At 77.1% G+C, this 25354-nt stretch carries 21 protein-coding genes and 1 pseudogene; 15 read left to right on the forward strand and 7 right to left on the reverse strand.

From position 1 onward, the window contains the following. Positions 1-115: 115 nt before the first annotated feature. From ACOQFB_RS13080 to ACOQFB_RS13110, 7 genes and pseudogenes are all read left to right on the forward strand, one after another. A pseudogene (locus ACOQFB_RS13080) lies at positions 116-184 on the forward strand (hypothetical protein); the annotation flags it as partial. Positions 185-260: 76 nt separating this feature from the next. Beyond that, positions 261-932, forward strand: a complete 672-nt coding sequence (locus tag ACOQFB_RS13085) for a tripartite tricarboxylate transporter substrate-binding protein (RefSeq protein WP_494492243.1) — start codon at positions 261-263, stop codon at positions 930-932. A gap of 157 nt (positions 933-1089) precedes the next feature. Further along, positions 1090-2073 carry an RNA polymerase sigma factor gene (locus tag ACOQFB_RS13090; protein ID WP_421610021.1) on the forward strand — a complete coding sequence of 328 codons (984 nt, stop codon included), beginning with the start codon at positions 1090-1092 and terminating at the stop codon, positions 2071-2073. 13 nt (positions 2074-2086) lie between these two features. Continuing rightward, a complete protein-coding gene (locus ACOQFB_RS13095; RefSeq protein ID WP_421610022.1) occupies positions 2087-2932 on the forward strand; it encodes an alpha/beta fold hydrolase in 846 nt (281 codons plus the stop codon). 237 nt (positions 2933-3169) lie between these two features. After that, a complete protein-coding gene (locus ACOQFB_RS13100; protein ID WP_421610023.1) occupies positions 3170-3595 on the forward strand; it encodes a NifB/NifX family molybdenum-iron cluster-binding protein in 426 nt (141 codons plus the stop codon). 138 nt (positions 3596-3733) lie between these two features. Beyond that, positions 3734-6268, forward strand: a complete 2535-nt coding sequence (gene mprF / locus ACOQFB_RS13105) for a bifunctional lysylphosphatidylglycerol flippase/synthetase MprF (protein ID WP_421610024.1) — start codon at positions 3734-3736, stop codon at positions 6266-6268. Next, complete coding sequence (locus ACOQFB_RS13110) at positions 6265-7632, forward strand: virulence factor family protein (RefSeq protein WP_421610025.1); 1368 nt, start codon at positions 6265-6267, stop codon at positions 7630-7632. The genes mprF and ACOQFB_RS13110 overlap by 4 nt, the downstream gene beginning before the upstream one ends. Here the strand turns inward: ACOQFB_RS13110 and ACOQFB_RS13115 are convergent. Continuing rightward, positions 7590-10352, reverse strand: coding sequence for a cation-translocating P-type ATPase (locus ACOQFB_RS13115; protein ID WP_421610026.1), 2763 nt, complete (start codon positions 10350-10352; stop codon positions 7590-7592). The genes ACOQFB_RS13110 and ACOQFB_RS13115 overlap by 43 nt on opposite strands. 158 nt (positions 10353-10510) lie before the next feature. On the opposite strand from ACOQFB_RS13115, the gene ACOQFB_RS13120 reads away from it, so the two are divergent. Further along, positions 10511-11827 carry an ATP-binding protein gene (locus tag ACOQFB_RS13120; RefSeq protein ID WP_059435600.1) on the forward strand — a complete coding sequence of 439 codons (1317 nt, stop codon included), beginning with the start codon at positions 10511-10513 and terminating at the stop codon, positions 11825-11827. Between the two features lie 66 nt (positions 11828-11893). Next, on the forward strand, positions 11894-12292 hold the full coding sequence (locus ACOQFB_RS13125; protein ID WP_059435601.1) for an SRPBCC family protein: 399 nt from the start codon (positions 11894-11896) through the stop codon (positions 12290-12292). A 13-nt stretch (positions 12293-12305) separates the two neighbouring features. Here the strand turns inward: ACOQFB_RS13125 and ACOQFB_RS13130 are convergent, their stop codons facing one another. Continuing rightward, positions 12306-13580, reverse strand: coding sequence for an Hsp70 family protein (locus ACOQFB_RS13130; RefSeq protein ID WP_059435602.1), 1275 nt, complete (start codon positions 13578-13580; stop codon positions 12306-12308). A 102-nt stretch (positions 13581-13682) separates the two neighbouring features. On the opposite strand from ACOQFB_RS13130, the gene ACOQFB_RS13135 reads away from it, so the two are divergent. Then, positions 13683-15809: a monovalent cation:proton antiporter family protein gene (locus ACOQFB_RS13135; RefSeq protein ID WP_421610027.1), complete on the forward strand. Its 2127-nt coding sequence runs from the start codon at positions 13683-13685 to the stop codon at positions 15807-15809. Here the strand turns inward: ACOQFB_RS13135 and ACOQFB_RS13140 are convergent. After that, the gene (locus ACOQFB_RS13140; RefSeq protein WP_421610028.1) at positions 15776-16699 is read right to left on the reverse strand and encodes an EamA family transporter; all 924 of its coding nucleotides are present in this window, start codon (positions 16697-16699) and stop codon (positions 15776-15778) included. The genes ACOQFB_RS13135 and ACOQFB_RS13140 overlap by 34 nt on opposite strands. A 104-nt stretch (positions 16700-16803) precedes the next feature. Between ACOQFB_RS13140 and ACOQFB_RS13145 the strand changes: the two genes are divergently transcribed. Both ACOQFB_RS13145 and ACOQFB_RS13150 read left to right on the forward strand, forming a co-directional pair. After that, positions 16804-17625: an isocitrate lyase/PEP mutase family protein gene (locus tag ACOQFB_RS13145; RefSeq protein ID WP_059435605.1), complete on the forward strand. Its 822-nt coding sequence runs from the start codon at positions 16804-16806 to the stop codon at positions 17623-17625. A gap of 218 nt (positions 17626-17843) precedes the next feature. Beyond that, on the forward strand, positions 17844-18080 hold the full coding sequence (locus ACOQFB_RS13150) for a hypothetical protein (RefSeq protein WP_059435606.1): 237 nt from the start codon (positions 17844-17846) through the stop codon (positions 18078-18080). 58 nt (positions 18081-18138) lie between these two features. On the opposite strand, the gene ACOQFB_RS13155 is transcribed toward ACOQFB_RS13150, so the two are convergent. The 3 genes from ACOQFB_RS13155 to ACOQFB_RS13165 all read right to left on the reverse strand — a co-directional run bounded on the left by ACOQFB_RS13155 (position 18139) and on the right by ACOQFB_RS13165 (position 21272). Beyond that, on the reverse strand, positions 18139-18561 hold the full coding sequence (locus ACOQFB_RS13155) for an OsmC family protein (RefSeq protein WP_421610029.1): 423 nt from the start codon (positions 18559-18561) through the stop codon (positions 18139-18141). 129 nt (positions 18562-18690) lie between these two features. Next, positions 18691-20154, reverse strand: coding sequence for a hypothetical protein (locus ACOQFB_RS13160; protein ID WP_421610030.1), 1464 nt, complete (start codon positions 20152-20154; stop codon positions 18691-18693). A gap of 113 nt (positions 20155-20267) precedes the next feature. Then, entirely contained in the window at positions 20268-21272 is a 1005-nt protein-coding gene (locus tag ACOQFB_RS13165; RefSeq protein WP_421610031.1) for an AraC family transcriptional regulator, read from the reverse strand. 159 nt (positions 21273-21431) lie between these two features. On the opposite strand from ACOQFB_RS13165, the gene ACOQFB_RS13170 reads away from it, so the two are divergent. The 3 genes from ACOQFB_RS13170 to ACOQFB_RS13180 all read left to right on the forward strand — a co-directional run bounded on the left by ACOQFB_RS13170 (position 21432) and on the right by ACOQFB_RS13180 (position 24152). Further along, the gene (locus tag ACOQFB_RS13170) at positions 21432-22292 is read left to right on the forward strand and encodes a class I SAM-dependent methyltransferase (RefSeq protein WP_421610032.1); all 861 of its coding nucleotides are present in this window, start codon (positions 21432-21434) and stop codon (positions 22290-22292) included. Positions 22293-22498: 206 nt separating this feature from the next. Then, positions 22499-23029, forward strand: a complete 531-nt coding sequence (locus ACOQFB_RS13175) for a hypothetical protein (RefSeq protein WP_421610033.1) — start codon at positions 22499-22501, stop codon at positions 23027-23029. A 142-nt stretch (positions 23030-23171) separates the two neighbouring features. Beyond that, on the forward strand, positions 23172-24152 hold the full coding sequence (locus tag ACOQFB_RS13180) for a 2-dehydropantoate 2-reductase (protein WP_421610034.1): 981 nt from the start codon (positions 23172-23174) through the stop codon (positions 24150-24152). A gap of 68 nt (positions 24153-24220) precedes the next feature. On the opposite strand, the gene ACOQFB_RS13185 is transcribed toward ACOQFB_RS13180, so the two are convergent. Beyond that, entirely contained in the window at positions 24221-25318 is a 1098-nt protein-coding gene (locus tag ACOQFB_RS13185) for an MBL fold metallo-hydrolase (protein WP_059435612.1), read from the reverse strand. Positions 25319-25354 lie beyond the last annotated feature (36 nt).

Genomic DNA, 25354 nt, shown 5'->3' on the forward strand with positions numbered 1-25354 from the left:
CGCGCTCGCGGCGGCCCCGGCCCGCGCCGCCTACCCGGAGCGCCCCATCACCATGATCGTCCCGTTCGCCGCGGGCGGCCCCACCGACGTGGTGGCGCGCATCGTGGCCGAGCACATGTCGCGCACGCTCGGCCAGCAGGTGGTGATCGAGAACGTGGCCGGCGCCGGCGGCACCACCGGCATCCTGCGCGCCTCGCAGGCCGCGCCGGACGGCTACACCATCATGATGGGCCACATGGGCGCACGGCGCCGCGCCGGCCGTGTACCCGGACCTGAAGTACGATCCGCGCAAGGACTTCGCGCCCATCGGCCTCGCCGCCGGCACGCCCATCGTGGTGGTCGCGCGCAAGGACTTCCCGGCCAAGGACTTCAAGGAGTTCGTCGCCAAGGTGAAGGCGGACTCCGAGAAGCTGAACGAGGCGCACGCCGGCGTGGGCTCGGTCTCGTTCACCACCTGCTCGCTGTTCAACTCGCTGCTCGGCGCGAAGCCGACGCGCGTGGTGTACCGCGGCACCGGGCCGGCCCTGAACGACCTGGTGGCCGGCCAGGTGGACTACATGTGCGACCAGATCGTGAACCTGGTCCCGCAGATCCAGGCCGGCACCATCAAGGCGTACGCGGTGGCGCTGCCCGAGCGCTCGCCGGCGCTGCCCGACGTGCCCACCACCAAGGAAGGCGGGCTGCCCGAGTTCCAGGTGACCGCGTGGAACGCCGTGTTCGCGCCCAAGGGGACGCCGCCCGCGGTGGTGAAGCGGCTCTCGCAGGCGCTGCTCGCGGCACTCGACGACGCGGCCACGCGCAAGCGGCTGCTCGAGCTCGGCGGCGACCTCTCCAACACCGCCGCGCGCACGCCGGAGGGGCTGCAGAAGCTGGTGGAGAGCGAGGTGGCGCGCTGGAACAAGGTGCTGAAGGCCACCGGCGCCGCGAAGTGAGCCGCTCCCGGCACCGCCCGCGCGCCCTCCCGGCGCGGGCGGTGCCCGGCACCCCGCTACCCGCCGGCGTGGGCGCGCTTCGGCACCCGGTTGGAGCGCTCGCGGCGTGAAGGCGTGCCGCCCGTATCCCGCGGTGGCATCCATCCGTCTCCACCGCATGACCACGCCTCCAGAGCCGACCCCTTCCCTCGCCGGCGCCGTCCAGGCGTCCTGGCACCGCTTCCTCGACACCTACGAGCCGCTGCGCCCGGAGCTGTACCGGTACTGCCGCAGCCTGGCGCGCAGCCCCTGGGACGCCGACGACCTGGTGCAGGACGCGATGGCGCGGGCGTTCGTGACGCTCGGCTGCATGGACGGCCCGCCGGACAACCCGCGCGCCTGGCTGTTCCGGGTGGCGTCGAACCTGTGGATCGACCGGCTCCGGCGCACGCGCGAGGACGCCGGGGAGGTGCCGGAGGGCGCGACCGCGCCCGAGCCGAGGGCGTCGCGCGAGGCGGCCGGCACGCTCATCGGCCGGCTGTCGCCGCAGGAGCGCGCCGCGGTGGTGCTGAAGGAGGCGTTCGACCTGACGCTGGAGGAGATCGCCGAGGCGCTCTCCACCACCGTCGGCGCGGTGAAGGCGGCGCTGCACCGCGGCCGCGGGAAGCTGGCCGAGCCGGACGAGGCGGTCGCCGCCCCGCCGAGCGCGCCGGTGCTCGACGCGTTCTGCCAGGCGTTCAACGCCGGGGACCTCGAGCGCCTCGTTGCGCTCCTGCTCGACACCGCCAGCGTGGAGGTGGTGCGCGTGCACGCCGAGTACGGCCGGGACGCCGCGCGCAAGGGCGTGTTCCAGGGCATGATGTACGGCAGCCGGCGCCTCGCCGGGGTGGACGGCCAGACCACCGGCATCGACCCGCGCTACCGCGTGGGCGCCCTCCCCGACCGCCCGCGCTGCGAGGTGCGGCTGCACCGCGGCGAGCCGATCATCGTGCACTGGTACGCGCACGCCGACGGCGAGGCGGTCCGCGCGCTCACCCGCGTCGAGACGTCCGGCGACCGGCTCTCGCGCGTGCGCAACTACTTCTACACGCCGGACGTCCTCGCCGAGGTGTGCGGCGAGCTCGGCCTCCCCTACCGCATCAACGGCTACCGCTACTGGTGAGGGGAGCCCGCCCATGACCGCCCTCGCCCCCGCCGTCGCGGCCGCGCTGCTCGCCGCCGCCCCCTCCGACGCCCCGGCGCGCGCCCCCGCCGACGCCGTCCAGCGCGGCTACGCGCCGGTGAACGGCCTGCGCATGTACTACGAGCTCCATGGCCCCGCCGGCGCGAAGAAGCCGCCGCTCGTGCTGCTCCACGGCGGCGGCTCCACCCTCGACACCACCTTCGCCCGGCTGATCCCGGCGCTGGCGCGCCACCGGCGCGTGATCGCGTTCGAGCAGCAGGGCCACGGCCGCACCGCCGACCTCCCGGACCGCCCGTTCACGTTCGAGCAGTCGGCCGACGACACCGCCGCGCTGCTCCGGCACCTGGGCGTCGCCCGGGCCGACCTCTTCGGCTTCAGCAACGGCGGGACCATCGCGCTCCAGGTCGCCGTCCGTCACCCCGCGCTGGTGCGGCGGCTGGTGGTGGCCTCGACCCTGGTCCGGCGCGACGGGCTGGCGCCGCAGGCCTGGGAGGCGATCCGCCGCGGGCGCCTCGAGGACATGCCCGCCGAGCTGCGGCAGGCCTACCTCGCGGTCGCGCCGCACCCCGAGCAGCTCCCGTCCTTCCACGCCAAGTCGGCGCGCCGCATGCTGGAGTTCCGCGACTGGACGGACGCCGAGGTGCGGTCGATCTCGGTCCCGGTGCTGGTCGTGGCCGGGGACCGCGACGCCGTGCTGCCCGAGCACGCGGTGGCGCTGGCGCGGCTGCTCCCGGACGCGCGGCTGGCGGTGCTCCCCGGCACCGATCACGACGGCGTGGTGCGCGGGCGCCCGGGCTGGCTCGTGCCGATGATCGAGGCGTTCCTCGACGAGCGGTAGGGCGGGCGCGGCCCCCGGCCGCGCGTTTCGTGGACCGGAGCGCTCCACGCCCGGTGCGCCTCCGCGTGCCGCGACACTTTGTCGCGGGGCGCGTTCCGGTGAACCCACGAGGGGGCGACCGGGTTCTCATGGCCGGGGGTCTCCGTCGGTCCGCGCGGCGCGCCGGGCTTGCGGGCAGCGGCCAGCGTCCGGCGGCCGACCGACGAGCGACGGCGCGCCACACGCAAGGAGCCCCGCATGTCCGCCACCCTCTGCATCCCCATCGAAGAGAACCGCGGCCTCCTCAGCCCGGTGTCGCGCCACTTCGGCCGCGCGCCCGCGTTCCTGCTCGTGGACGCCGCCACGCTCGCGCACCGGGTCCTCCCGAACGCGCCGAGCGAGCACCCCTGCGACCCGTGCCGCGCGCTGGTGAACGAGGACATCGACGTGTTCCTGGTCGGCGGGATCGGCGCGCACGCGCTGGAGAAGATCCGCGCGCGCCGCCGCATCGCGGTGTTCCGCGCGCCGCCGGGCCGGGTCGCGGACGCGCTCGCGCTCCACATCGCGGGCCGCCTCCCGGTGGTCCACGAGGAGTGCCGGCCCCCCGACGCGCCGCCGCGGACGGCGCTCCCGGTGCTCGCCGCGGCGGGCGGTGGCTGCCGGGCGGCCTGCTCCGGGAGCTGACCGCGCCCCGGGCCGCGCCGCGGTTCCGCCCCGAGCCGATCCGCAGATCACCTTGCGTGAACGCGGGCGCCGCGCGCAGCGCCGCACGCCCCGTCGCGGAGGTGGACCGCGGCCCGGAATCGGGACTCTCATTGGAGGGTGACATGGCTCCGCCGCGCCGCGCTGGTGCTCCTCCCCGTCGCCCTGCTCGGCGCGGCCGCCTGGACGCTCCACGCCGAGCTGCGCGGCCTCCACCTGCACCAGGTCGAGCGCGAGCTGTCGGCGCTGCCGGCCGCCCTGCTCGCGCTGGCCGCGGGGCTCACCGCGCTCGACTACCTGCTGCTCTCCGCCTACGACGTGCTGGCGCTGCGCTACGCGGGGCGCCGCCTGCCGTACACGCGGGTGGTGTTCACCTCGTTCGTCTCCTACGCGTTCGGGAACAACGTCGGCTTCGCGCTGCTCTCCTCCGGCTCGGTGCGCTTCCGCCTCTACTCGCAGTGGGGGCTGTCCGCGCTGGAGATCACGCGCGTGGTGGCGTTCACCGCCGCGCAGCTCTGGGCCGGCCTCCTGCCCATCGCCGGCGTGGCGCTGCTGTCCGGCCTGCCCGTGCCGCTCCCGGGGTGGGCGGCCCACGCGCTGGGCGCGGCTGCGCTGGCGATCACCGCGTCGTACGTGGTCGCCGCCGCCCGCGGCACGACGCTGTCGGTGAAGGGCGTCCGCTTCGCGCTGCCCTCGCTGCCGCTGACGCTCGCGCAGATCGCCGTCTCGGCCGCCGACTGGGCGCTGGCGGCGCTGGTGCTGCACGTGCTGCTCCCGGCCGGCTCGCCGCTCGGGTTCGTGCAGCTGCTCGGGCTGTTCGTGGCCGCGCAGGTGGTGGGCCTGGCCTCGCAGGTGCCGGGCGGCCTGGGCGTGTTCGAGTCGATCGTGCTCGCCGCGCTCACGCCCGCGGTGCCGGCGCCGGCGGTGGTGTCGAGCCTGGTCGCGTTCCGGCTGGTCTACTACGTGGCGCCGTTCCTGCTGGCGTTCGCCCTGCTCGCGACGCACGAGCTGCTGCTGCGGCGGGCCTGGCTGGGGCGGGTCCTGCGCGGCGCGCACGCCTCGTTCGCCCCGGTGGTGCCGTGGCTGGCCGGCGGCGCCGCCCTGCTCGCCGGCACGGTGCTGCTCGTCTCCGGCGCCACCCCGGCGGAGGCGGAGCGGCTCCACCTGCTCCGCCGCGCGCTGCCGCTGCCGGTGCTGGAGGCGTCGCACCTCGTCGGCAGCCTGGTCGGGACGGCGCTGCTCCTCCTCGCCCGCGCGCTGGTCCGCCGCATCGACGCGGCCTGGGCCGTGGCCATCGGCCTGCTCGCCGCCGGCGCGGTGGCGTCGCTCGCGAAGGGGCTCGACTGGGAGGAGGCGACGCTGCTCGTCGCGCTGCTCGCGGCCATCGCCCCCTTCCACCGCCAGTTCTACCGGCGCAGCTCGATGCTCGAGGGCGTCCCCTCCGCCGGCTGGGCGCTCGGGGTGGCGCTGCTGGTGGCCGGCTCGATCGCGATCGGCGTGCTCTCGTATCGCCACGTGGAGTGGTCGCGGGACCTGTGGTTCACGTTCGCGTTCCACGGCGACGCGCCGCGGTTCCTGCGCGCCTCGGTGGCGGGGGTCTCGCTGCTGGTGCTGTTCGGGGTGGCGACGCTGCTCCGCCCCGCGCCGCCGGAGCCCCCGCGCACGGGCGCGACGGAGCTGGACCGGGTGCGCCCGCTGGTGGACCGCGCGCCGGAGTCCTACGCGCACCTCGCGCTCACCGGCGACAAGTGCCTGCTCTTCGCCGAAGGCGACGCCGCGTTCCTCATGTACGCGGTGGAGGGCCGGAGCTGGGTGGCCATGGGCGATCCGGTCGGCCCGGATCCCGCCGCCACCGAGCTGGCCTGGCGCTTCCGCGAGCTGTCCGACCGGCACGGCGGGTGGGCCTGCTTCTACCAGGTCGGGCCGGCCGCGCTGCCGCGCTACCTCGACCTGGGCCTCTCGCTGCTGAAGCTGGGCGAGGAGGCGGTGGTGCCGCTCGAGGGGTTCTCGCTGGACGGGAGCGCGCGCCGCGGCCTGCGGCAGGCGCACGCCCGGGCGGAGCGCGACGGCCTCTCCTTCGAGGTCGCGCCCGCGCCGGCGGTGCCCGGGCTCCTCCCGGACCTCGCCGCGGTCTCGGACGCGTGGCTGACCGAGAAGGGCGTGCGCGAGAAGGGCTTCTCGCTCGGGTCGTTCGATCCGCGCTACCTGGCGGAGGGGCCGGTCGCGCTGGTGCGCCTCGATGGCAAGATCGTGGGCTTCGCGAACGTGTGGGCCAGCGCCGCCCGCGTGGAGCTGTCGGTGGACCTGATGCGCTACCACCCGTCCGCGCCGCGCTCGACCATGGACTACCTGTTCACCTCGCTCATGCTGTGGGGAAGGGCCGAGGGCTACCGCGCGTTCAACCTCGGCATGGCCCCGTTCTCCGGGTTCGAGCCGCGCCAGCTCGCGCCCCTGTGGACGCGGATGGGCGCCCGGCTCTACCGCCACGGCGAGAACTTCTACAACTTCCAGGGGCTCCGCGCGTACAAGGAGAAGTTCGCGCCGGAGTGGCGGCCGCGCTGGCTGGCCGCGCCGGGCGGGCTCCGCCTGCCCGCGATCCTCGCGAACCTGGCCGCGCTCGTGTCGCGTGGCCTGAAGGGCGTGGTGACCCGATGATCCCTGCCGCGCTGGCGCTGGCCCTCGCCGCCGTCCCCGCCACGCTCGACGTCCCCGGGCTCGGCGCCGTGCCCGTCGCCGCGCCGCCCGGCGCGCCGCAGCGGGCGATCCTGCTCGTCTCCGGCGCGGGCGGCCGCGACGCCGCGCTCGACGCCCTGGCGCGGGCGCTCGCCGCGCGCGGCGCGCTGGTCGCGACGGTGGACCTCCCCGCGTACCTGCGCTCGGTGCGCGAGGCGCGCTGCGCCTACCCGGCGGCCGACCTCGAGACGCTGGCCCAGCGCCTCCAGAAGCGCGCCGGCCTCGGCGCGTACCTGCGGCCCATGCCGGTCGGCGTCGGCCTGGGGGCGTCGCTCGCCTGGGCCGCGCTCGCCGAGGCGCCCGCGGGGACGTTCTCCGGCGCGGCGCTCCTCGGCTTCTGCCCCTCCCGCCCGCTGCCGCTCCACCTCTGCCACGGCTCCGGCCCGCTGCCCGAGGCGACGCACGGCGGCGAGGTCGTGCCGGCCGCCCCGCACCTGGAGCAGCCGCCCGCGGTCCTGGAGGAGGCCGCAGGGCGGGGCTGCCCGGCCGGCGAGGTGCAGGCGTTCGCGCGCGAGGTGCCGGGCGCGACGCTGGAGACGTTGCCCGCGGGCGCGGGCGCGGAGGCCCGGGCCGAGGCGGTGACCGCGCGGGCCCGCGCGCACGAGGCGGCCGCGACCGCCGCCGCCCCGCCCCCGCCCGCGCCGCCGCCGCCGAACGCGCCGCCCGTCTCGGACCTGCCGGTGGTGGAGAACCCGGCGCCCGGCCCGGGCCGCCGGATGGCGGTGATGCTCACCGGCGACGGCGGCTGGGTGGGGCTCGACAAGGGGCTGGCGAGGGCGCTCGTCGCCGCCGGCGTCCCGGTGGCCGGCCTCGACTCGCTCAAGTACTTCTGGAGCGCCAAGACGCCGGAGCAGACCGCGTCGGACGTGGGCCGGATCATCGCGCACTACCGCGCGAAGTGGGGCCGCGACGAGGTGCTGCTCATCGGCTACTCGCGCGGCGCGGACATCGTCCCGTTCCTGCCGCCCCGCATGCCGCCCGCCGAGCGCGCCGCGCTGAAGCTGGTGGCGATGCTCGGCCCGGAGTCCTTCGCCGAGTTCGAGGTCCACGTGGTGGACCTGTTCACCTCGGTGCGCCGCAGCTCCGCCACCTCCACGCTCAAGGCGGTCGAGGCGCTGGACGGCTCGGTGCGGATCCTCTGCGTCCAGGGCGTCGAGGAGAAGGACAGCGTCTGCCCGCAGCTCGAGGGCCGGCCCGAGGTGCGCCGGCTGGTGCTGCCGGGCGCCCACCACTTCGACCGCGACTACCCGAAGCTCGCGCGGCTGGTGCTCGAGGCGGCGCCGTAGGCGAGGCGGGCGGCGGCCTTGCGCGCGTCGTCGAGCAGCACCATCGCGACCGGGCACAGCGCCAGCCACGGCCAGGCCGCGGCGGGCAGCGGCGCGGTCCCGAACAGCGCCTGGAGCGGCGGCAGGTAGACGATCGCCGCCAGGATGGCGAGCTCCACCGCGACGCCCCAGCGCAGCAGGCGGCCGCGGGGCAGGCCCAGCCGCGCCACCGGGAGCCGCTCGGAGCGGCACGCGAGCAGGTTGCCGACCTGGCAGCACACGATGGCGGCGAACGCCGCCGAGGTGGCCTGGCGCTGGAGCGCGGCCAGCGGCGCCGGGGCCGCGTGGGCGAGCAGCGCCGGCGCGACCGCGCGCAGCTCGGCCAGGCCGTACCCGGCGGCGCGCCAGGCGGCGAAGAACGCGACCAGGCACGCCGCGGCCTCGGCCACGCCCAGGAACGCGTACGCGCGCGCCAGCAGGCCCGCGTCGAGCAGCTTCCCGGTGCGCGCGCGCGGCGGCACGTCCATGGCGCCCGGCTCGGGGGGCTCGGCCCCGAGCGCCAGCGCGGGGAGCAGGTCGGTGCCGAGGTCGATCGCGAGGATCTGGAGGATGCCGAGCGCGGGCGGGACGCGGAGCGCGACCATGGCCAGGAACGGCGCGATCTCCGGGACGTTCGAGGTGAGCACGTACGCGAGGAACTTGCGGACGTTCGCGAGCGTGGCCCGCCCCTCCTCGATCGCCGCCACGATGGTGGAGAGGTCGTCGTCGAGGATCACCACGTCCGCCGCGGCGCGTGCCACGTCGGTGCCGCTGCGGCCCATCGCCACGCCCACGTGCGCGGCGTGCAGGGCGGGCGCGTCGTTCACCCCGTCGCCGGTGACCGCCACGACGTGGCCGAGCCGCTGGTACGCGTGCACGAGCCGCAGCTTCTGCTCCGGGGCGACGCGCGCGAACACCAGCCCGCGGCCGCCGGCGAGCAGCGCGTCGAGGTCGCCGTCCGGGAGCGCCTCCAGCTCGGGGCCGTCCACGGCGCGCCACCCGGCGCCCCACAGCCCGACCTCGCGGGCCAGCGCGCAGGCGGTGAGCGGGTGGTCCCCGGTGACCATGGTGACGGTGATCCCGGCGCGCCGGCAGGCCTCCAGCGCCGCCTCGACGCCCTCGCGCGGCGGGTCCTCGAGGCCGATGAGCCCGGCGAAGGCGAGCCCGGCCTCCAGCCGCTCCGGCGGCAGCCCCGCGAGCTCCTCGCCGCCCTCGCGCACGGCCAGCGCGACCAGGCGCAGCCCGCGCGCGGCGGCCGCGTCGTGGGCGGCCGCGATCCGGTGCCGGCCGGCGCCGTCGAGCGGCCGCGCGGCGCCGCCGGCCAGCACCCGGTCGCAGCGCTCGAGCACGGCCGCGAGCGCGCCCTTGGTGACGGCCAGGCACGGCGCCTGCCCGGGCGCGCCGAGCGGCGGACCGGCCCGCACCACCGCGGTCATGCGCTTGCGCCGCGGATCGAACGGCGCCTCCCCGAGGCGCGGGCACCCGGCCCGCAGCCGCCCCGGGTCGAGGCCGGCCGCCGCCGCCGCCTCGAGGAGCGCGCGATCGAGCGGGTCGCCGGAGCTGACGCCCCCGGTGCGCCGCGCGTCGTTCGCGAGCGCCCCGGCCGCGAGCAGTCGCCGGGCGGGGCCGGGCTCGCGCGCGGCCGCCGGCGCGGCCTCGCCGCCGTCCGGCGTCCACAGCGCCCGCACCTCGAGCGCGTTGCGGGTGAGCGTCCCGGTCTTGTCGGTGCACAGCACGTCCACGGCCCCGAGCGTCTCGACCGCCGACAGCCGCGACACCAGCACGCGGCGGCGAGCCATCCGCTGCACGTTGGCGGCGAGCGTGACGGTGATGGTGGGCAGGAGCCCCTCCGGCACGTTCGCCGCCAGGATCCCGATGGCGAACAGCAGGCTCTCGGCGAGCCCCGCCCCGAGCAGTCGCAGCAGCGCGAACACCCCCACGCCCATGGCCACCGCGATGCCGGTGACCAGGCGCACCACCCCGCCCACCTGCAGCTCGAGCGTGCTCGGCGCCCGCGGCGACGCGGTGGCCAGCCGCGCCACCCGGCCCAGCTCGGTCGCGGCGCCGGTCGCGAACACCACCGCGCGGGCCCGGCCCGCCGCGACCGTCGCGCCCGCGGGCGCCAGGCAGGGCAGCGCCGCGGCCGCGAGCTCGCCGGCGCGCGGGCGCGGATCGCGGTCCACCGGCAGCGACTCGCCGGTGAGCAGCGACACGTCCAGCCGGAACAGCGCCGCCTCGACGAGGCGCGCGTCGGCCGGGACGCGGTCGCCCTCCTCCAGCGCGAGCACGTCCCCCACCACCACCTCGCGCGCGTCCACCTCCAGGAGGTGCCCGCCCCGCGCCACCCGGGCCCGCGCCGGCACCAGCGCCTCGAGCGCCTCCAGCGCGCGCTCCGCCCGCCGCTCCTGCCAGAAGCCGAACACGCCGTTCAGCGCGATCACCAGGAAGACCGCCCAGGCGAGCTGCGGCATCCGCGACACGAGCGCGAGCGCCCCGGCGGCCCAGAGCAGGAGCGCCATGGGGTGCGCGATCTGCGCGACGGCCCGGCGCAGCGCCGGCCGGCGGCGCCGCCGTGGCAACGCGTTCGGGCCCGCCTCGCGCAGCCGCCGGGCGGCCTCCGCCGCGTCGAGCCCGTCCGGCGCGCTGCCGAGCGCGGCGTGGACCGAGGCGATGGGGAGCGCCGCGACCTCCCGCCGATCCATGAGGGCAGTGTAGGCTGGGTCTGGGCCCCGCCCGGCTCCTGCCGCTCGGGGCTGTGCCGCGGGGCGCAGCGGCGCCGGCCCCCTCCGCTCGGGCGGCCCCGTCCGCGCTCCTGTCGCGCGGGGCTCCGCCCGCCGATGCTGCCGCGGGGGGACGCGCCATGGGACACCTCGTCGGCAAGGACCTGTACCGCCGCCTGGGCGGAAAGGTGGACGGGCTCACCGTGCGTGCGCCCTGGAACGCGGCGCTGTTCGCGATCCTGAAGGAGCTCTACTCCGAGGCCGAGGCCGAGCTGGTGGTGAAGATGCCCTACGGCCTCGCGCCGCTGGAGCGGATCGCCCGGGTGACCGGCCTCGCCCCCGACGACGTGCGGCGCCGGCTCGACACGCTCTGCCCGCGCGGCCTGGTGCTCGACGTCGAGGTGCGGGGCCGGACCTGGTACGCGCCGTCGCCGATGGCGATCGGGATCTTCGAGTACACGATGATGCGCACCGGCGGCGCGACCGAGGACGACCACGCGCGCTGGGCGCGGCTCTTCCACGAGTACCTGGAGGACGGCGCGTTCTACCGGGCCAACTTCGCCGGCGGCCAGCGCGTGTCGCTCATGCGCGCCGTCCCGCACGACGGCGCGGTCCGGCCCGAGGAGTACGTCGAGGTCCTGGACCACGAGAAGGCGGTCGCGATGGTGGAGTCGGCCCGCCGCCTCGCCATCGGCACCTGCTCCTGCCGGCACGAGAAGGCCCACCTCGGCGAGCACCGCTGCGCCGCGCCGCTCGACACCTGCTCGTCGTTCGACCACGGGGCCGACTACCTCATCCGCCACGGCTTCGCGCGCGAGGTGTCGCGCGCCGAGATGCTGGACAACCTGGCGCGCTCGCGCGCGCTCGGCCTGGTCCTCAACGCCGACAACGTGCGCCGCGGCGCGACGTTCATGTGCCACTGCTGCGGCTGCTGCTGCAACATGCTGCTGGGCGTGACGCGCCACGGGTATCCGAACGCGGTGGTGACGTCGAGCTACGTCGCCGCCTCGGACCGGGCGCGGTGCCTGGGCTGCGGCAAGTGCTCGAAGCGCTGCCCGGTCGGCGCCATCCCGCGCGTGCCGGATCCCGACCCCAGGTTCCGCAAGCACGGCCGGCCGCAGGTGGACGAGGCGCGCTGCCTGGGGTGCGGGGTGTGCACGCTGACGTGCAACCCGGGCGCGATGAAGCTCCACCACCGGGCGCAGCGCGTGCTGCACCCCGAGGACCTGCTCGAGCGGCTCATCCTTCAGTGCCTCGAGCGCGGCACGCTGCAGAACCAGCTCTTCGACGATCCCGGCAGCAAGTCCCAGGCGTTCCTGCGCGCGCTGGTGGGCGGCTTCCTGCGGCTGCCGCCGGTGAAGCAGGCGCTCATGAGCGACGCGCTCCGCTCGCGGTTCCTGGCCGGGGTGAGGGCGGCGGCGGGAAGGCGGGCGCCGGAGGAGCGCGCGAAGGCCTGAGCGCGCGCCCCCAGCGAGGCCGTCGCGGCGGTGGCGGCCCGGCGCCGGCGGCGCTAGGACCGGCGGGTGCCCACCCTCCCCGTCCGACACCTGAGCGTCTCGATCTCGCGCCCGCCCGCGGAGGTGTACGCGTTCGCCTCCCGGCCGGAGAACCTTCCGCAGTGGGCCTCGGGGCTCGCCGCCGGCATCCGGCAGGTGGCCGGCGAGTGGGTGGCCGACGCGCCCGCGGGCACGGTCCGGATCCGCTTCGTCCCGCCGAACGAGCTCGGCGTCCTCGACCACGACGTGCTGCTGCCCACCGGCGAGACCGTCCACGTCCCGCTCCGCGTGATCGCGAACGGCAGCGGCAGCGAGGTGGTGCTCGCGCTGCTGCGCCTGCCGGACATGACCGGCGAGCGGTTCGAGGCGGACGCGCGCTGGGTCGAGGCGGATCTCGCGCGGCTGAAGGCGCTGCTGGAGCGCTGACCGATCCGCCGCGTCAGCCCTGCGCCACGGCCTGCGCCTCGCGGGCCAGCCCCTCCACCACGGAGTGGAAGCCCTTGAACTGCTCCATGCGGGCGGCGGGGAAGCGGCGGCGGATCTCCTCGGCGAGGCGCGGGACCCGGGCGGTGCCGCCGGTGCAGCAGACCACGCCCACCTGCTCCGGCGCGACGCCGGCCCGGCGCACCGTCTCGTCCAGGCAGGCCAGGATGGCGTCCACCTCGCGCCGGCAGGCCTTCTCGAAGCCGGCGCGGGTCACCGGCTCGCGCACCTCGATGCCGGGGTGCGACAGCTCCACCCGCGCGCGGGCGGCGCCCGACAGCTCGCGCTTGGCGCGCTCGATGGCCTCGAACACCTGGAAGCCGAGCGTCTCCTCGACCATGACCGTGAGCTGGTCCATGCGCCGCCGGTCCTCGTCGGACAGCGACCAGCGGCGCACGTCGGCGAGGAAGCTCGCCACGTCGCGCCGCTGGAGGATCGACAGGTGCGCGGGCGAGCAGAGGTGCTGCACGATCCCCTGCGGCATCCGGAGCACGTTGTTGCCGAACGGGACCCGGTACAGCACCTCCGCCCCGAAGTGCCGCGCCACCCGGTCGCGCATGATCGACGCGTCGAGCGCGTCGCCGGCCACCGCCACCCCGCCCACGGCGAGCACGTCCTCCCGGGCGAGGGCGCGCGGGCCCACGCGGAGCACGGTGAAGTCCGAGGTGCCGCCGCCGAAGTCGCCGATGAGCGCCAGCTCCTCGCGCTCCGCGGCGGCGCCGAACGCGCGCGCCGCCGCCACCGGCTCCGGCAGGAAGCGCACCTCCTCGAAGCCGGCCAGCTCCGCGGCCCGGCGCAGCCGCGCCTCCGCGAACGCGTCGTCCTCGCCGTCGAAGTGCACCGGGCGGCCCAGCAGCGCCCGCCGCACCTCGACGCCGTAGTGCGCGTCGGCGCGCTCGCGCATCCGGCGCAGCACCGCCGCGACCAGCTCCTCCGCGGAGAGCATCCGGCCGCGGATGACCGTGCCGCGGAACGAGCGGGTGCCGAGGTGGTGCTTGATCGAGCGGAGGAGCCGGGCCTCGCCCCCGTGCTCCACGAACTGCCGGAGCGCCTCCACGCCCACGTGGACGCCCCCCTCGTCGGGGAAGCAGACGATGCTGCGCAGGACGGTCGGATCCGGCGCGTCCGGGTCGAGCGGCGCGGGATCGAACGTGCGATCGGCGCTGGCCGCGGCGAGCAGCGAGTTGCTGGTGCCGAAGTCGATCGCGTAGTGGGTGGGCTGCCGGGGCATGGGGCGCGGGTTCTAACCCGGGGCGGGGCGCGAGGAAAGTGCGCGAGCGGGCCGGTTTTCGCTTGAGCCGGCCGCGGGCCGCGTGCGAAGCGAGGAAGGACGATGCATGGCGCTCATACCTTCCTCCTCGCGCTCACCGTGGTGCTCGGCGTGGCGGCCGTCACCACGGTGCTGTTCCAGCGGCTGCGGCAGCCGGTGGTGCTCGGCTACATCCTCGCCGGCCTGATCGTCGGACCGTACGTCCCGGTCCCGCTCGTCGCCGACCGCGAGATCGTCCAGACCCTCTCCGAGCTGGGCGTCATCCTGCTCATGTTCGCGCTCGGGCTCGAGTTCAGCCTGCGCAAGCTGGTCCAGGTGGGCCCCACCGCCGGCGTCACCGCGGTGGTCCAGTCGAGCATCATGGTCTGGCTCGGGTTCGTGGCCGGGCGCGCCTTCGGCTGGACCGTGCTGGAGAGCGTGTTCGCCGGCGCGATCGTGGCGATGTCCTCCACCACCATCATCGCGAAGGCCTTCGACGACCTGCGCGTCCGCGGGCCCCTGCGCGACCTGGTGGTGGGCGTCCTGCTGGTCGAGGACCTCTTCGCGATCCTCTTCATGGCGGTGCTCACCGCCGTCGCCACCGGCGCGGGCGTCTCCCCGGGCGAGCTCGGCGCCACCCTGGGCCGGCTGGGCGCGTTCCTCGCCGTCCTGCTGGGGGGCGGGATGCTGCTCGTGCCGCGCGCGGTGCGCTACATCCGCCGGCGCGGCAGCGACGAGACGCTGCTGGTCGGGAGCCTGGGCCTGTGCTTCGGGTTCGCCTGGCTGGCGCTGGCGGCCGGCTACTCGGTGGCCCTGGGCGCGTTCATCGCCGGCTCGCTCGTGGCGGAGTCGGGCGAGGCGCACGCGGTCGAGGAGCTGGTCCGGCCGGTGCGCGACCTGTTCGCCGCCATCTTCTTCGTCTCGGTGGGCATGCTCATCGACCCGGCGCTGGTGGCGCGCCACTGGGTGGCGGTGGTGGTGTTCATCGGCCTCGTGGTGGCGGGGAAGTCCGCGGCCGTAGGGCTGGGCGCGTTCCTCACCGGCAACGGGGTGCGCACCTCGGTGCAGACCGGCATGAGCCTCGCACAGATCGGCGAGTTCTCGTTCATCCTCGCGGCGCTCGGGACCTCCCTCGGCGCGACGCGCGAGTTCCTCTACCCGGTCGCGGTGGCGGTCTCGGCCGTGACCACCCTCACCACGCCCTGGCTCATCCAGGCGTCCGGGCCGGCCGCGACCTGGATCGAGCGCAAGCTGCCCTCGCGCCTCCAGACGCTGGTGTCGCTGTACGGCAGCTGGCTCGAGCAGCTCCGCAGCGCGCCGGATCGCCACACGCTGGGCACGCGCCTGCGCGCGGTCGCGGTGGCGCTCCTGGTGGACGCGGTGGCGGTCGTGGCCATCACCATCGGCGCGTCGGTCGGGGCGCCGCGGGCCACGCGGCGCATCGCCGAGGCGCTCGGCGCCGGACCGGACACCGCGCGCTGGATCCTGTTCGCCGCCGCCACCCTGCTCGCCGCGCCGTTCCTGGTGGGCCTGGTCCGCAACGGCCGCCGGCTCGGCCTGGCGCTCGCGTCCACCGCGCTGCCGGAGGGCGCCGCCGGCCGGCCCGACCTGGCCGCCGCGCCGCGCCGCGCGCTCCTCGCGGTGGTGCAGCTCGCGGCGACCATGGCGGTGCTGCTGCCGGTGCTCGCCATCACGCAACCCTTCCTCCCCGGCGTGCCCGGCGTCGCGGTCGTGCTGGCCGTCCTCGGCGTGCTCGGCATCGGGTTCTGGCGCAGCGCCGCGGAGCTGCAGGGGCACGTCCGCGCCGGCGCGCAGGTGATCGTCGAGGCGCTCGCCCGGCAGGCCTCGGGCGACGGCGCCGGCGGCGCGCACCCGACGGGCCCCCCCGAGCGCACCGACGGCCTGGAGCGGATCCGGGCCATGTTCCCCGGCATCGGCGAGCCCACGCCGGTGCGCCTGCGCGAGGGCAGCCCCGGCGCCGGCCACAGCCTGTCGGAGCTGGGCGTCCGCGGCCGGACCGGCGCGACCGTCCTCGCCATCTCCCGCGCCGGCGCGTCGGTGATGGTCCCCAGCGCGGCCGAGGTGCTGCGGCCGGGCGACGTCCTGGTGCTCGCCGGCGCGCACGAGGCGGTGGACGCGGCCCGCGACCTGCTCGGGGCCGAGCCGTTCGCGCCGGGTCACGCGGACGCGCGGGAGGACCGCGCCGGCTGAGGCGCCGGCGCGATCGCCAGCGCCACGCCCGCCAGGATGGCGGTGCCGGCCGCGAACAGCCGCGGGGTGATCGCCTCGCCGAGCAGGCCGGCGGCGGCGAGCGGCACGATCGCCGGCACCGCGAGCTGCACCGCCGCGGCCCGGGCCGCGCCCAGCGCCGGCACGACGGTGTACCAGAGCACGTAGCCGACGCCGGAGGCCACCGCGCCGGAGGCGGCGGCGAGCGCGGCCCCGCGCGCCGTGAGGTGCACGCTCCCCGCCGAGGCGATCACGAGGGCGAGCGCCAGCGGCACCGCCAGCGCGAAGTTCGCCGCGGTGGCGCCGGCGGGATCCCGGACGCCGCGCCCGCGCAAGGTGTAGGCGCCCCAGGCGACGCCGGCCGCCAGCATGAGCGCCGCGCCGCGCGCGTCCGGCGCGTGCGCGCCCGGCAGCGTGAGCCAGCCCAGGCCCGCGAGCGCCACCGCGAGGCCCGCCCACTGCCGCCGGGCCGGGCGGGCGCCGCGCAGCACGCTCCAGCCGACCATGGTGGCCTGCACCGCGAAGAACAGCAGGAACGCGCCCGGGCCGGCGTCGATCCGGCGGTAGGCGAGCGAGAACGCGGCGGCGTACGCGAAGAGCGCGAGCGCCGACCCGGCGCTCCCGCCGCGCGGCCGGGCCCGGCGCGAGGCGAGCGCGAGGAGCGCGAGCGCGGCCGCGCCGGAGGCGAGCCGGATCGCGGTGAAGGTCGCGGCGTCTGCGAGGCCCGGGCGCAGCGCGGCGCGCGCCAGGAGCGAGTTCGCTGCGAAGAAGCCGAGCGTGAGGAGCGTGAGCGCGGCGAGGCGTGCGCGCCCGGGCGCGGCGGGCGCCGCGTCCGGCGCGAGGGGGGCCGGACGTGCCGGGCTGCCGTCCATCCGCGCTCCTTCCGACTCCGCCTGGCAGTAGCGAACGGCGGGTGGGCGGCGCAAGGCTCCGCCGGGGCCGGGCCGGAGCCCGCGGCGCAGGCTACGCTGCCGGGATGGCCTCGACCGACGAGCAGCGCAGCGCCTTCCGCGCGCTCCACCAGCAGGGCTGCTTCGTGCTCCCCAACCCGTGGGACGCCGGCACCGCCCGGGCGCTGGAGCGCGCCGGCTTCCGGGCGCTCGCCACCACCAGCGCGGGCTTCGCGTTCTCGCGCGGCCTGCCCGACGGCGCGGTGGGGTGCGAGGAGATGCTCGCGCACGTCCGCGAGCTGGTCGCGGCCACGCCGCTGCCGGTGAACGCGGACTTCGAGGACGGCTACGGCGCCACCGCGGAGGAGGTCGCGGCGAACGTGCGGGCGTGCGTGGACGCCGGGGTGGCCGGGCTCTCCATCGAGGACGCCACCGGGGATCCGGCGGCGCCGCTCTACCCCGCCGACGAGGCCGTCGCGCGGCTGCGCGCGGCGCGCCGGGCCATCGACGCGGCCGGCGGCGGCGTGGTGCTCACGGGGCGCAGCGAGGGCTTCGTCGCGGGCCGCCCCGATCTCGCCGAGACCATCCGGCGGCTGGTGGCCTACGCGGACGCGGGGGCCGACTGCCTCTACGCGCCGGGCCTCACCACGCGCGAGCAGGTCGCGGCGGTGGTCCGGGCGGTCGCGCCGAGGCCGGTCAACGTGCTCGCAGGCGGTCCGGCGTTCACCGTCGCCGAGCTGGCCGCGCTCGGCGTCCGGCGCGTCAGCGTCGGCTCCGCGCTCGCGCGCGCCGCGTGGGGCGCGTTCCTGGAGGCGTCGCGGGAGATCGCCGAGCGCGGCACGTTCGAGCGGCTGGGCGAGGCGGCGGGGTACGCCGCGCTGAACGCGCTGTTCCGGCCGGTTCGCTGAGCGCCCCACCAGCGCCCGCCCCCGGCGCGATGCCGCTGCTGTCCATCGCGGCCGGCGTGCCGCGGCGGGCCTGACGCAGCGTACGGGCACCTCGCGTGACCATCAGCTGCCTTCGCGCCGCACGATCCAGTCCATAACCAGCGCTGATGGCGCATCCGTTCTTGCGCGTTCCGCGGCCGCGGGTTCGCGGGCATGTTGCCGACCACCAAGGAGGTCACATGCACCACCTCACCGCAGCCCAGGCCGTCAAGGGGACCTTCGCGTGGGCGGTCCTCGCCACGCTCGTCCCGCTGTTCGGCATCGTCCTCATCCCGATCCTCACCGTCGCGGCGATCTGCCGCGGGATCGCCGTGGCCGGCGCCGCGCTCGCGTCGCTCGTGCGCACCACGCCCTCCCCCTGGACCCCGGTGGCCGCGCGCGGCCCGATGGCGCGCAGCGGCAACCCGGCGGCCTGATCGGAGCGGCGGCGCGAGGAGCTCCCGCGCGCCGCCGCACGCGCGTTCCCGCGCACCCTCAGGCCGTGGTGCGCCGCACGCTCGCCTCGCCGAGCTGGACCGCGGCGCCGCGCCGGAGCGTGCCCGGGATCTCCGCGATCCGATCCACCCGCTCGACCAGCGCCGCGAGCTGCGCCTCGCTCGCATTCCCCGCGACCTCGACGTCGTAGCGGATCCCGGTGGACACCGCCGGGTCGCCGCCGAACTCGCCGCGGACGCGGACCCGCACCGAGTCGAGCCGGATCCCGGCCGCGAGCGCCTCGCGGAACAGGTCGTTGGAGACGCAGCCCGCGACCGCGAGGTGCAGCAGCTCCCCCCCGTTGAACCCCAGCCCTCCGCCGCCGGCGGCCTCCGGCCGGTCGATCACGAGCGTGTGCCCGCCTGCGCTGCCGATCGCCGTGACGCGCCCTTGCAGGCTGCGGGTCTCCACCTCGAAGGCCATGCCGTTCCCCCTCCCCGGCGCGCTCGGCGCCCGGCCGCGGCCGCGCCGCGCGGCCTTCTCGTAGCGTGATGGGCTCCCGCCCGCCGCCTCCACCCACCGTCCCACTCGGGCGCCGCCGGCGGCGGCCGCTCACGCCACCCGCGGCGGCGCCGGCGCGGCCGCGCCCGGCGACGGTGGCCGCGCCGCCGCGTCGCGCCAGCCGGCGTTCTTCCCGTGCATCGCGGCGAGCACGCCGACCATCCGGTCCATGACCGCCTCCGGGGCGACGCCGCCGCCCGCCGCCTCGTAGACCGCCGCCGCCACCACGTGCGCGGCGTAGGCGCCGCCCCCGTACGCGCGGCCGGCGCGGGCCGGGCCGGAGCGCCCGCCGCGCCCCGACACGACCTCGCGCAGGTCCGCCACCACCGCCTCGTCGCGGTCGCGCCAGTCCTGGATCTGCTGCAGCGCCCGCCCCTCCAGCGCCGGCAGCCGGGTGCGCGCGATCGCCTGCGCGACGAGCGCCGCGGACGCCTTCACCACCGCCGGCGCCACCTCGGTCTTGCCCAGCCACACGCGCCCGAGATCGCGGTCGGCCTCCGCCACCAGCCGGTCGGCCCACCGGCCCGCGCCCTCGAACGACAGGAGCCGCACGGTCTCCGCCGCCAGGTACGCGCGCGCCAGGTCGGCCGGGTGCGGGTCCTCCGCGCGCCCGACGTTCCGGAGCGCGGCGCGGCCGTGCGCCGCCGCGTTCATGGCGCGGAAGTAGCCCACCAGCCCCACCGCCGCGGCGGGCCCCATGTTCAGCACCCCGAGGACGTCGGCCGCGGTCTCGTCGATCCGCTCCGCCCAGTAGCCGGCGACCGCCGGGGCGATCCCGGCGCCGAGCAGCCGATCGCGCACCGCCCCCGCGAGCTGGGCACGGACCCCGACGTCGGCCTCGAGGACGTCGTGCCCGGCGGTCTCGTGCGCGAGCGCCGGCCAGGCGAGCAGGCCGGCCGAGGCGTTCGCGGCCGGCAGGCTCACCACCGCCGCCTTCACGCCGACGGCCGCGGTGGCCGTCGCGGGCCAGGTGTACGGCCCCGTCTCCGCGCTGCCCCACCGGACGAGCGGCGGGACCACGCCGTGGTCCGGGGGCTTCACGCCGCGGCGGTCCTCGGCCGAGAGGAAGCCCTCGTAGAGATCGCTCACCACCTCCTGGAACGCCGCGGTGGCGCGGGCCCGGTGGCCCTCGCCGCGCTGCAGGACCGCCTGCGCGACGTCGAGCAGCAGCCGCGCCTCCCCCTGGCGATCCGGATCCTCGCGGAGGAGGCGCGCGAAGCCGCCCGGGCCGAGCTGGTCCAGGGTCCGGACGAGCGGCTCGGCCACGGCGCGCCGGTACGCGGGCGGGAGCGCCGCGGACGCCTTCGCGAGGCGCGCGCGGAGCGCGGCGAACGTGGCCGGGTCGGGCGGGCCGCCGGCGCCGGACAGCGCGGCGGCGCGCGCCTCCTCGATGGCCGCGGGCAGGCCGGCGAGCGCGACGGGATCGGGCCCGGCCGGCGCCGCGACGGCCTGGACGGGCGCGGCGGCGGGAAGGGAAAGCGGGAGCGGCGAGGCGGACGCGGTTCCGACGGGCATGTGCACCCTCCGTGTTGGGGACGGGCGCAGATGCCACGGGCGTGCCGGGCCGCGGCCGCGGGATCTCGCGGGTGGCGCCGCCGGAGGCGGACGCGGCGCGGACGGATCGGCGGCTACGCGGCCGGGCCGGGGCGGACGTCGGGCCGGGGGGCGGCGCGCCGCCGGCGCCAGGTGGCGGGCGGCTCGCCGACGCACTTCTTGAAGGCGCGGTTGAACGCGGCCTCGGAGGCGTAGCCCACCTGCCCGGCGATGGAGGCCACCCCCTCGCGCGTGGTGGCGAGCAGCCCGGCCGCGACCTGCATCCGCCACCGCGCCAGGTACTGCATGGGCGGCTCGCCGACGAGCGCCGCGAACCGCTCCGCCAGCGAGGACCGGGCCAGCCCGGCGGCGCGGGCCAGCCGCTCCAGCGACCAGGGGTCCCCGGGGCGCGCGTGGAGCGCCGCCAGGGCCCGGCTCACGTGCGGATCCGAGAGGCCCGCCAGCCAGCCGGCGCGGCCGGGCGGGAGCGTCTCCAGGTGCCGGCGCACCATCTCGAGGAACATCAGCTCCGCGAGCCGGCTCAGCACGCCCTCGCCGCCCGGCCCCGGCGTCCCCGCCTCCGCCTCCGCCACCTCGAGGAACCGCGTCAGCCACCCGCGGCGCGGGCCGTCCCGATCGCTCGCCCGCAGCACGCGCGGGAGCGCGGCGAGCAGCGGGTTGAACGGGCGCGCGTCGCAGCCGAAGAACCCGCACACCACCTCGGTCTCGGAGGGCCCGGCGCCGACCCTCACCAGGAACGGCCGCGGCGCGCTCCGCGCCACCGCGTACGGCGCGAGGTCCGGCGCGCCGCCGCGGAGGCCGGCCGCGCTCGACAGCACGTGCGGGTCGCCGTGCGGGAAGCAGATCACGTCCCCCGCCTCGAGCGCGACCGGCTGCTCGCCCACGATCCCGGCCAGGCAGCGCCCGCGCGCCACCGCGTGGAACTCGATGACGTGGTCCGCGCCGGGCATCACCTGCGCGGCGATGGCGCGGGAGGCGGGCGCCTCGGCGACCCAGGGCGGCGCGCCCTCGACGCGGAAGAACACCGAGCCGGTGAGGCGGACCGTGGTGAGCACGTCGGCCAGCGGATCCGCGCCCATCGAGCCCCCCTCGTGACGCTTCGGTGGCCGGCAGGCCCCGGTCAGGTCGCGGACGGACGGGCAACGAACGCGGCGGCGCGAGCAGGTCCGGACCGGCCCGGGTTTCCTAGATCCCGCGCGGCATCCACGCCACCCGACCTGAACGCAAGGAGACCGCAGATGAACGGCATCGCTTCCCCCTCCCCCGCCCCGACCCCCGCGCCCATGCCGCCCCCGGGCCTCGACCTCGCCGCCGTGAAGGCCCGGCAGCAGTCCACCTGGAGCTCGGGCGACTACGCGGTGATCGGCACGACGCTGCAGATCGTCGGCGAGACGCTCTGCGAGGCGGCCTCGGTGTCCGCCGGCGAGCGCGTGCTCGACGTGGCCTGCGGCAACGGCAACGCCGCGCTCGCCGCGGCGCGCCGCTTCGCGCGCGTGACCGGCGTGGACTACGTCCCCTCGCTCCTCGAGCGGGCGGGCGCCCGCGCGGCCGCCGACGGCCTGGCGCTGGAGCTCCGCGAGGGCGACGCCGAGGCGCTGCCCTTCGAGGACGGCGCGTTCGACGTCGTGCTCTCGACGTTCGGCGTGATGTTCACGCCCGACCAGGCGCACGCCGCCGGCGAGCTGCTCCGGGTGTGCCGGTCCGGCGGCCGCATCGCGCTCGCCTCCTGGACGCCGGACGGCTTCATCGGGAAGGTCTTCCAGGTGGTGGGCCGGCACGTCCCGCCGCCCGCCGGGCTCCGGCCGCCCGCCGCGTGGGGCACCGAGGCGCGCCTCCACGAGCTGTTCGTCCCGGGCGCCCGCGACGTCCGCGCGCACCGCCGCGAGTACGTCTTCCGCTACCGCTCGGCGGCGCACTGGGTCGAGGTGTTCCGCACCTGGTACGGCCCCATCCACCGCGCGTTCGCGGCGCTCCCCGCCGAGGCGCGGCCCGCCCTGGAGCGCGACCTGCTCGCGCTGCTCGAGGAGGCCAACACCGCGACCGACGGGACGCTCGTCGTGCCGGGCACGTACCTCGAGGCCGTGATCGTCCGGGCGTAGCGCCGGGACCGGCCCGGCGTCCGCGATCCGCGCGACGCCAGCCGCATGGCGCCACGCGCGCGCGGAGCCGCGCCGGGGCCTCGGGGTGGACCCCGACCCCGCGCGGCGACCCGCGCACGCGCGCGGTTCGCGGGCCTCCGCGGCGCGCGGGCCCGCGGCACATCGGGTGCAACCGCCCTCCGCGACACCATCATGACGGAGGGTGAATGACCGGATCCCGCTCGCGTGGCAAGCGCCGCGTCACCTGCCTGACCTGCCCAGCCTCGCTCCTGCGCGCGGCGGCGCCCGCGCTCCTGTGCGCCGCCGCCGCGCTGCCTCCGCCGGCCACGGCCCAGTGGGACGGGGCGACGGCGCGGTGGGAGGAGATCCACCCGCCGCTCGCCGACGCGCCCGTCGAGGCCTGCGTCGCGTGCCACGAGGAGGCCCTCATGCCGAACGGGAACCACCCGGTCGGCAGGGTCTACGCGCCCGGCGCGGCGTCCTCGCTGCGGCCCCGCGCCGAGGTGGAGCGCCGGGGCGTGGCGCTCCCGGACGGCCGCGTGCACTGCTGGAGCTGCCACGCGCTGCGCTCGCGCTGGCGCTACCACCTGGCCATCCCCGAGGGCGCGGCCACGCGGCCCCGCGTCGTCCCCGGCGACCCGTCCCCCTACGAGCACGCCTCCGGGGCGCCGCTCCCGCCGGGCGCCGACGTGAGCCCGAAGCCGCTCTGCCAGGCCTGCCACACGTACGGCGACTGACCCGGCGCGCGCGGCTCGCGAGCGCCTTGGGCCTCGAGGCCGTCTGCCAGCTGGCGCCGCCCGCCTGAGCGCCCGGACGACCCCGCCCGGCCCCGGCTGCGGTAGGCTGGTCCCAGGCGAGCATCGCCAGGGAGGGAGCGCGGTGAGGATCGCGATCTACGGCGCCGGCGCGGTGGGTGGGCTCGTCGCCGCGCGGCTGGCCCAGGCCGGGCACGAGGTGAGCGCGGTCGCGCGCGGCGCGACGCTGGACGCGCTGCGGTCGCGCGGGCTGCGGCTCGTCTCGACGGGTGGGGAGGCGCGCGTCCGCCTCCCGGCCTCGGACGATCCGGCCGAGCTCGGGCCGCAGGAGCTGGTGGTCGTGGCGGTGAAGGCGCCCGCGCTCGTCCACGTGGCCCGCGACATCGGCCCGCTGCTCGGCCCGGAGACGGTCGTGCTCACCGCCATGAACGGCGTGCCCTGGTGGTTCTTCGACCGCTTCGGCGGCCGCTTCGCCGGCACGCGGCTCGCGTCGGTGGATCCCGGCGGCGCCATCGCGGCGGGCATCCCCTCCCGCCACGTCATCGGCTGCGTGGTCCACCTCGCCTGCGCGGTGCCGGAGCCCGGCTTCGTGTGCCACTCCGCGGGCAACCGCCTCATCGTGGGCGAGCCGGGCGGCGAGGACTCCGCGCGGCTCGGCCGCCTCGCCGCGACGCTCCGCTCGGCGGCCTTCGACGTGGAGGTGTCGCGGCGGATCCAGGCGGACGTCTGGTACAAGCTCTGGGGCAACATGACGATGAACCCGGTCTCGGCGCTCACCGGCGCGACCTGCGACCGGATCCTCGACGATCCGCAGGTGTACCGCTTCTGCCTCGAGGTGATGGGCGAGGCGGCGCGGATCGGCGCGGCCATCGGCTGCCCCATCTCCGAGAGCGGCGAGGATCGCATGGCGGTCACCCGCAAGCTGGGCGCGTTCAAGACCTCGATGCTGCAGGACGTGGAGGCGGGCCGGCCGGTGGAGCTGGACGCGCTCGTGTCGGCGGTCCGCGAGATCGGCGCGCTGGTGGGCGAGCCGACCCCGCGCATCGACACGCTGCTCGGGCTGGCGCGGCTGCACGCGCGCGTGCGGGGGCTGTACCCGGGGTGAACGCCGCGGCCCCGCGCCGGGGAGCCGGGACCGCGGCGTGTGCGCGCGCCCGCCGGGCGGCGCGGGCGTCAGAACACGATCGAGTCGCCGTTCCCCACGTACCGGGTGCTCTTGCTCCCGTAGTTGGCGGAGCCCGCCACCACCGGCAGGCCGCGCTCGATCATCCGCTCGACCGCGGTGATGCCCGTGCAGTGGTTGCTCGCCACCACGTCGAACTGCGCCGCCTGCATGGCGTCGAGCATCGTGTCGGCGGCGGGGCTCCACACCTCGAGCGAGGAGATGTGCAGCCCGCCGAACAGCCCGTGGAAGCGCCCGGTGGAGGTCGAGATGTTCGAGCGCGCGAACGCGATCGCGTTCTGGATCCCCACGTGGCCACACCCGGTCACGATCACCATGCCCTTGTCCTTCACGTTGAAGAACAGGATCTGCTCGCCCCGCACCCCGAGGATGATGGGCACGTCCATCACCGCCGTGGCGAAGCCGGGGAAGTGCTTGTGGACGACGCCCGGGGTGACCTGCGTCACCGGCCCCTTCAGCTTGCAGCGATCCATGTAGTTCCAGGCGTCGCCGCTCAGGGTGGACGGCACCCAGAACGGAACCTTGCGGTTCACGGCCGTGATCGCCGGCAGCCCCCAGAAATGATCGATGTGCTCGTGGGAGAGGATGGCCCGGTCGATGAGGCCGTGCTCGAGCTTCTCGGTCACGCCCTCGCGGCGGAAGACCCAGCTCATGTACTGGGCGTCCCAGCCGGTGTCGAGCAGCACGGTGTGCCTCGTGCCGTCGCATTCCTCCGCCTCGATCAGCGCCGAGTAGCCGGCCGAGTTCCGCTCGGTCCACGGGATGGTCCACTGGTTGGTGCTCATCCCGCCCGCGGCGTCGATGTCCGCGAGGAACTGCGGGGTGGACCACCAGCCGACCTCGCTCAGGCAGGTCACCTTCAGGCTCTTCAGCTCGCCGATGGCGACCGGCGCGCCGAGCGGGACCTCCAGGTCGTACCCGCCGCCGTCGCCGGGGCAGGCCCGCGCCGCCGCCGGCGCGCCGAGCGCGCCCGCCGCCAGCACCGCGGCGCCGCCCAGCGCCACGTCGCGGATGAAGCCCCTGCGGTCCATGGTCCGCGGCGCCCGGCCGCCCTCGCCCCGCTTCACGTCCACCTCGTCGTTGGCCACGTTGCCACCTCTCGTCGTGGGTTCACTGCCAACCGG

The organism is Anaeromyxobacter sp. Red801 (assembly GCF_049201065.2).
Lineage (GTDB): Bacteria > Myxococcota > Myxococcia > Myxococcales > Anaeromyxobacteraceae > Anaeromyxobacter.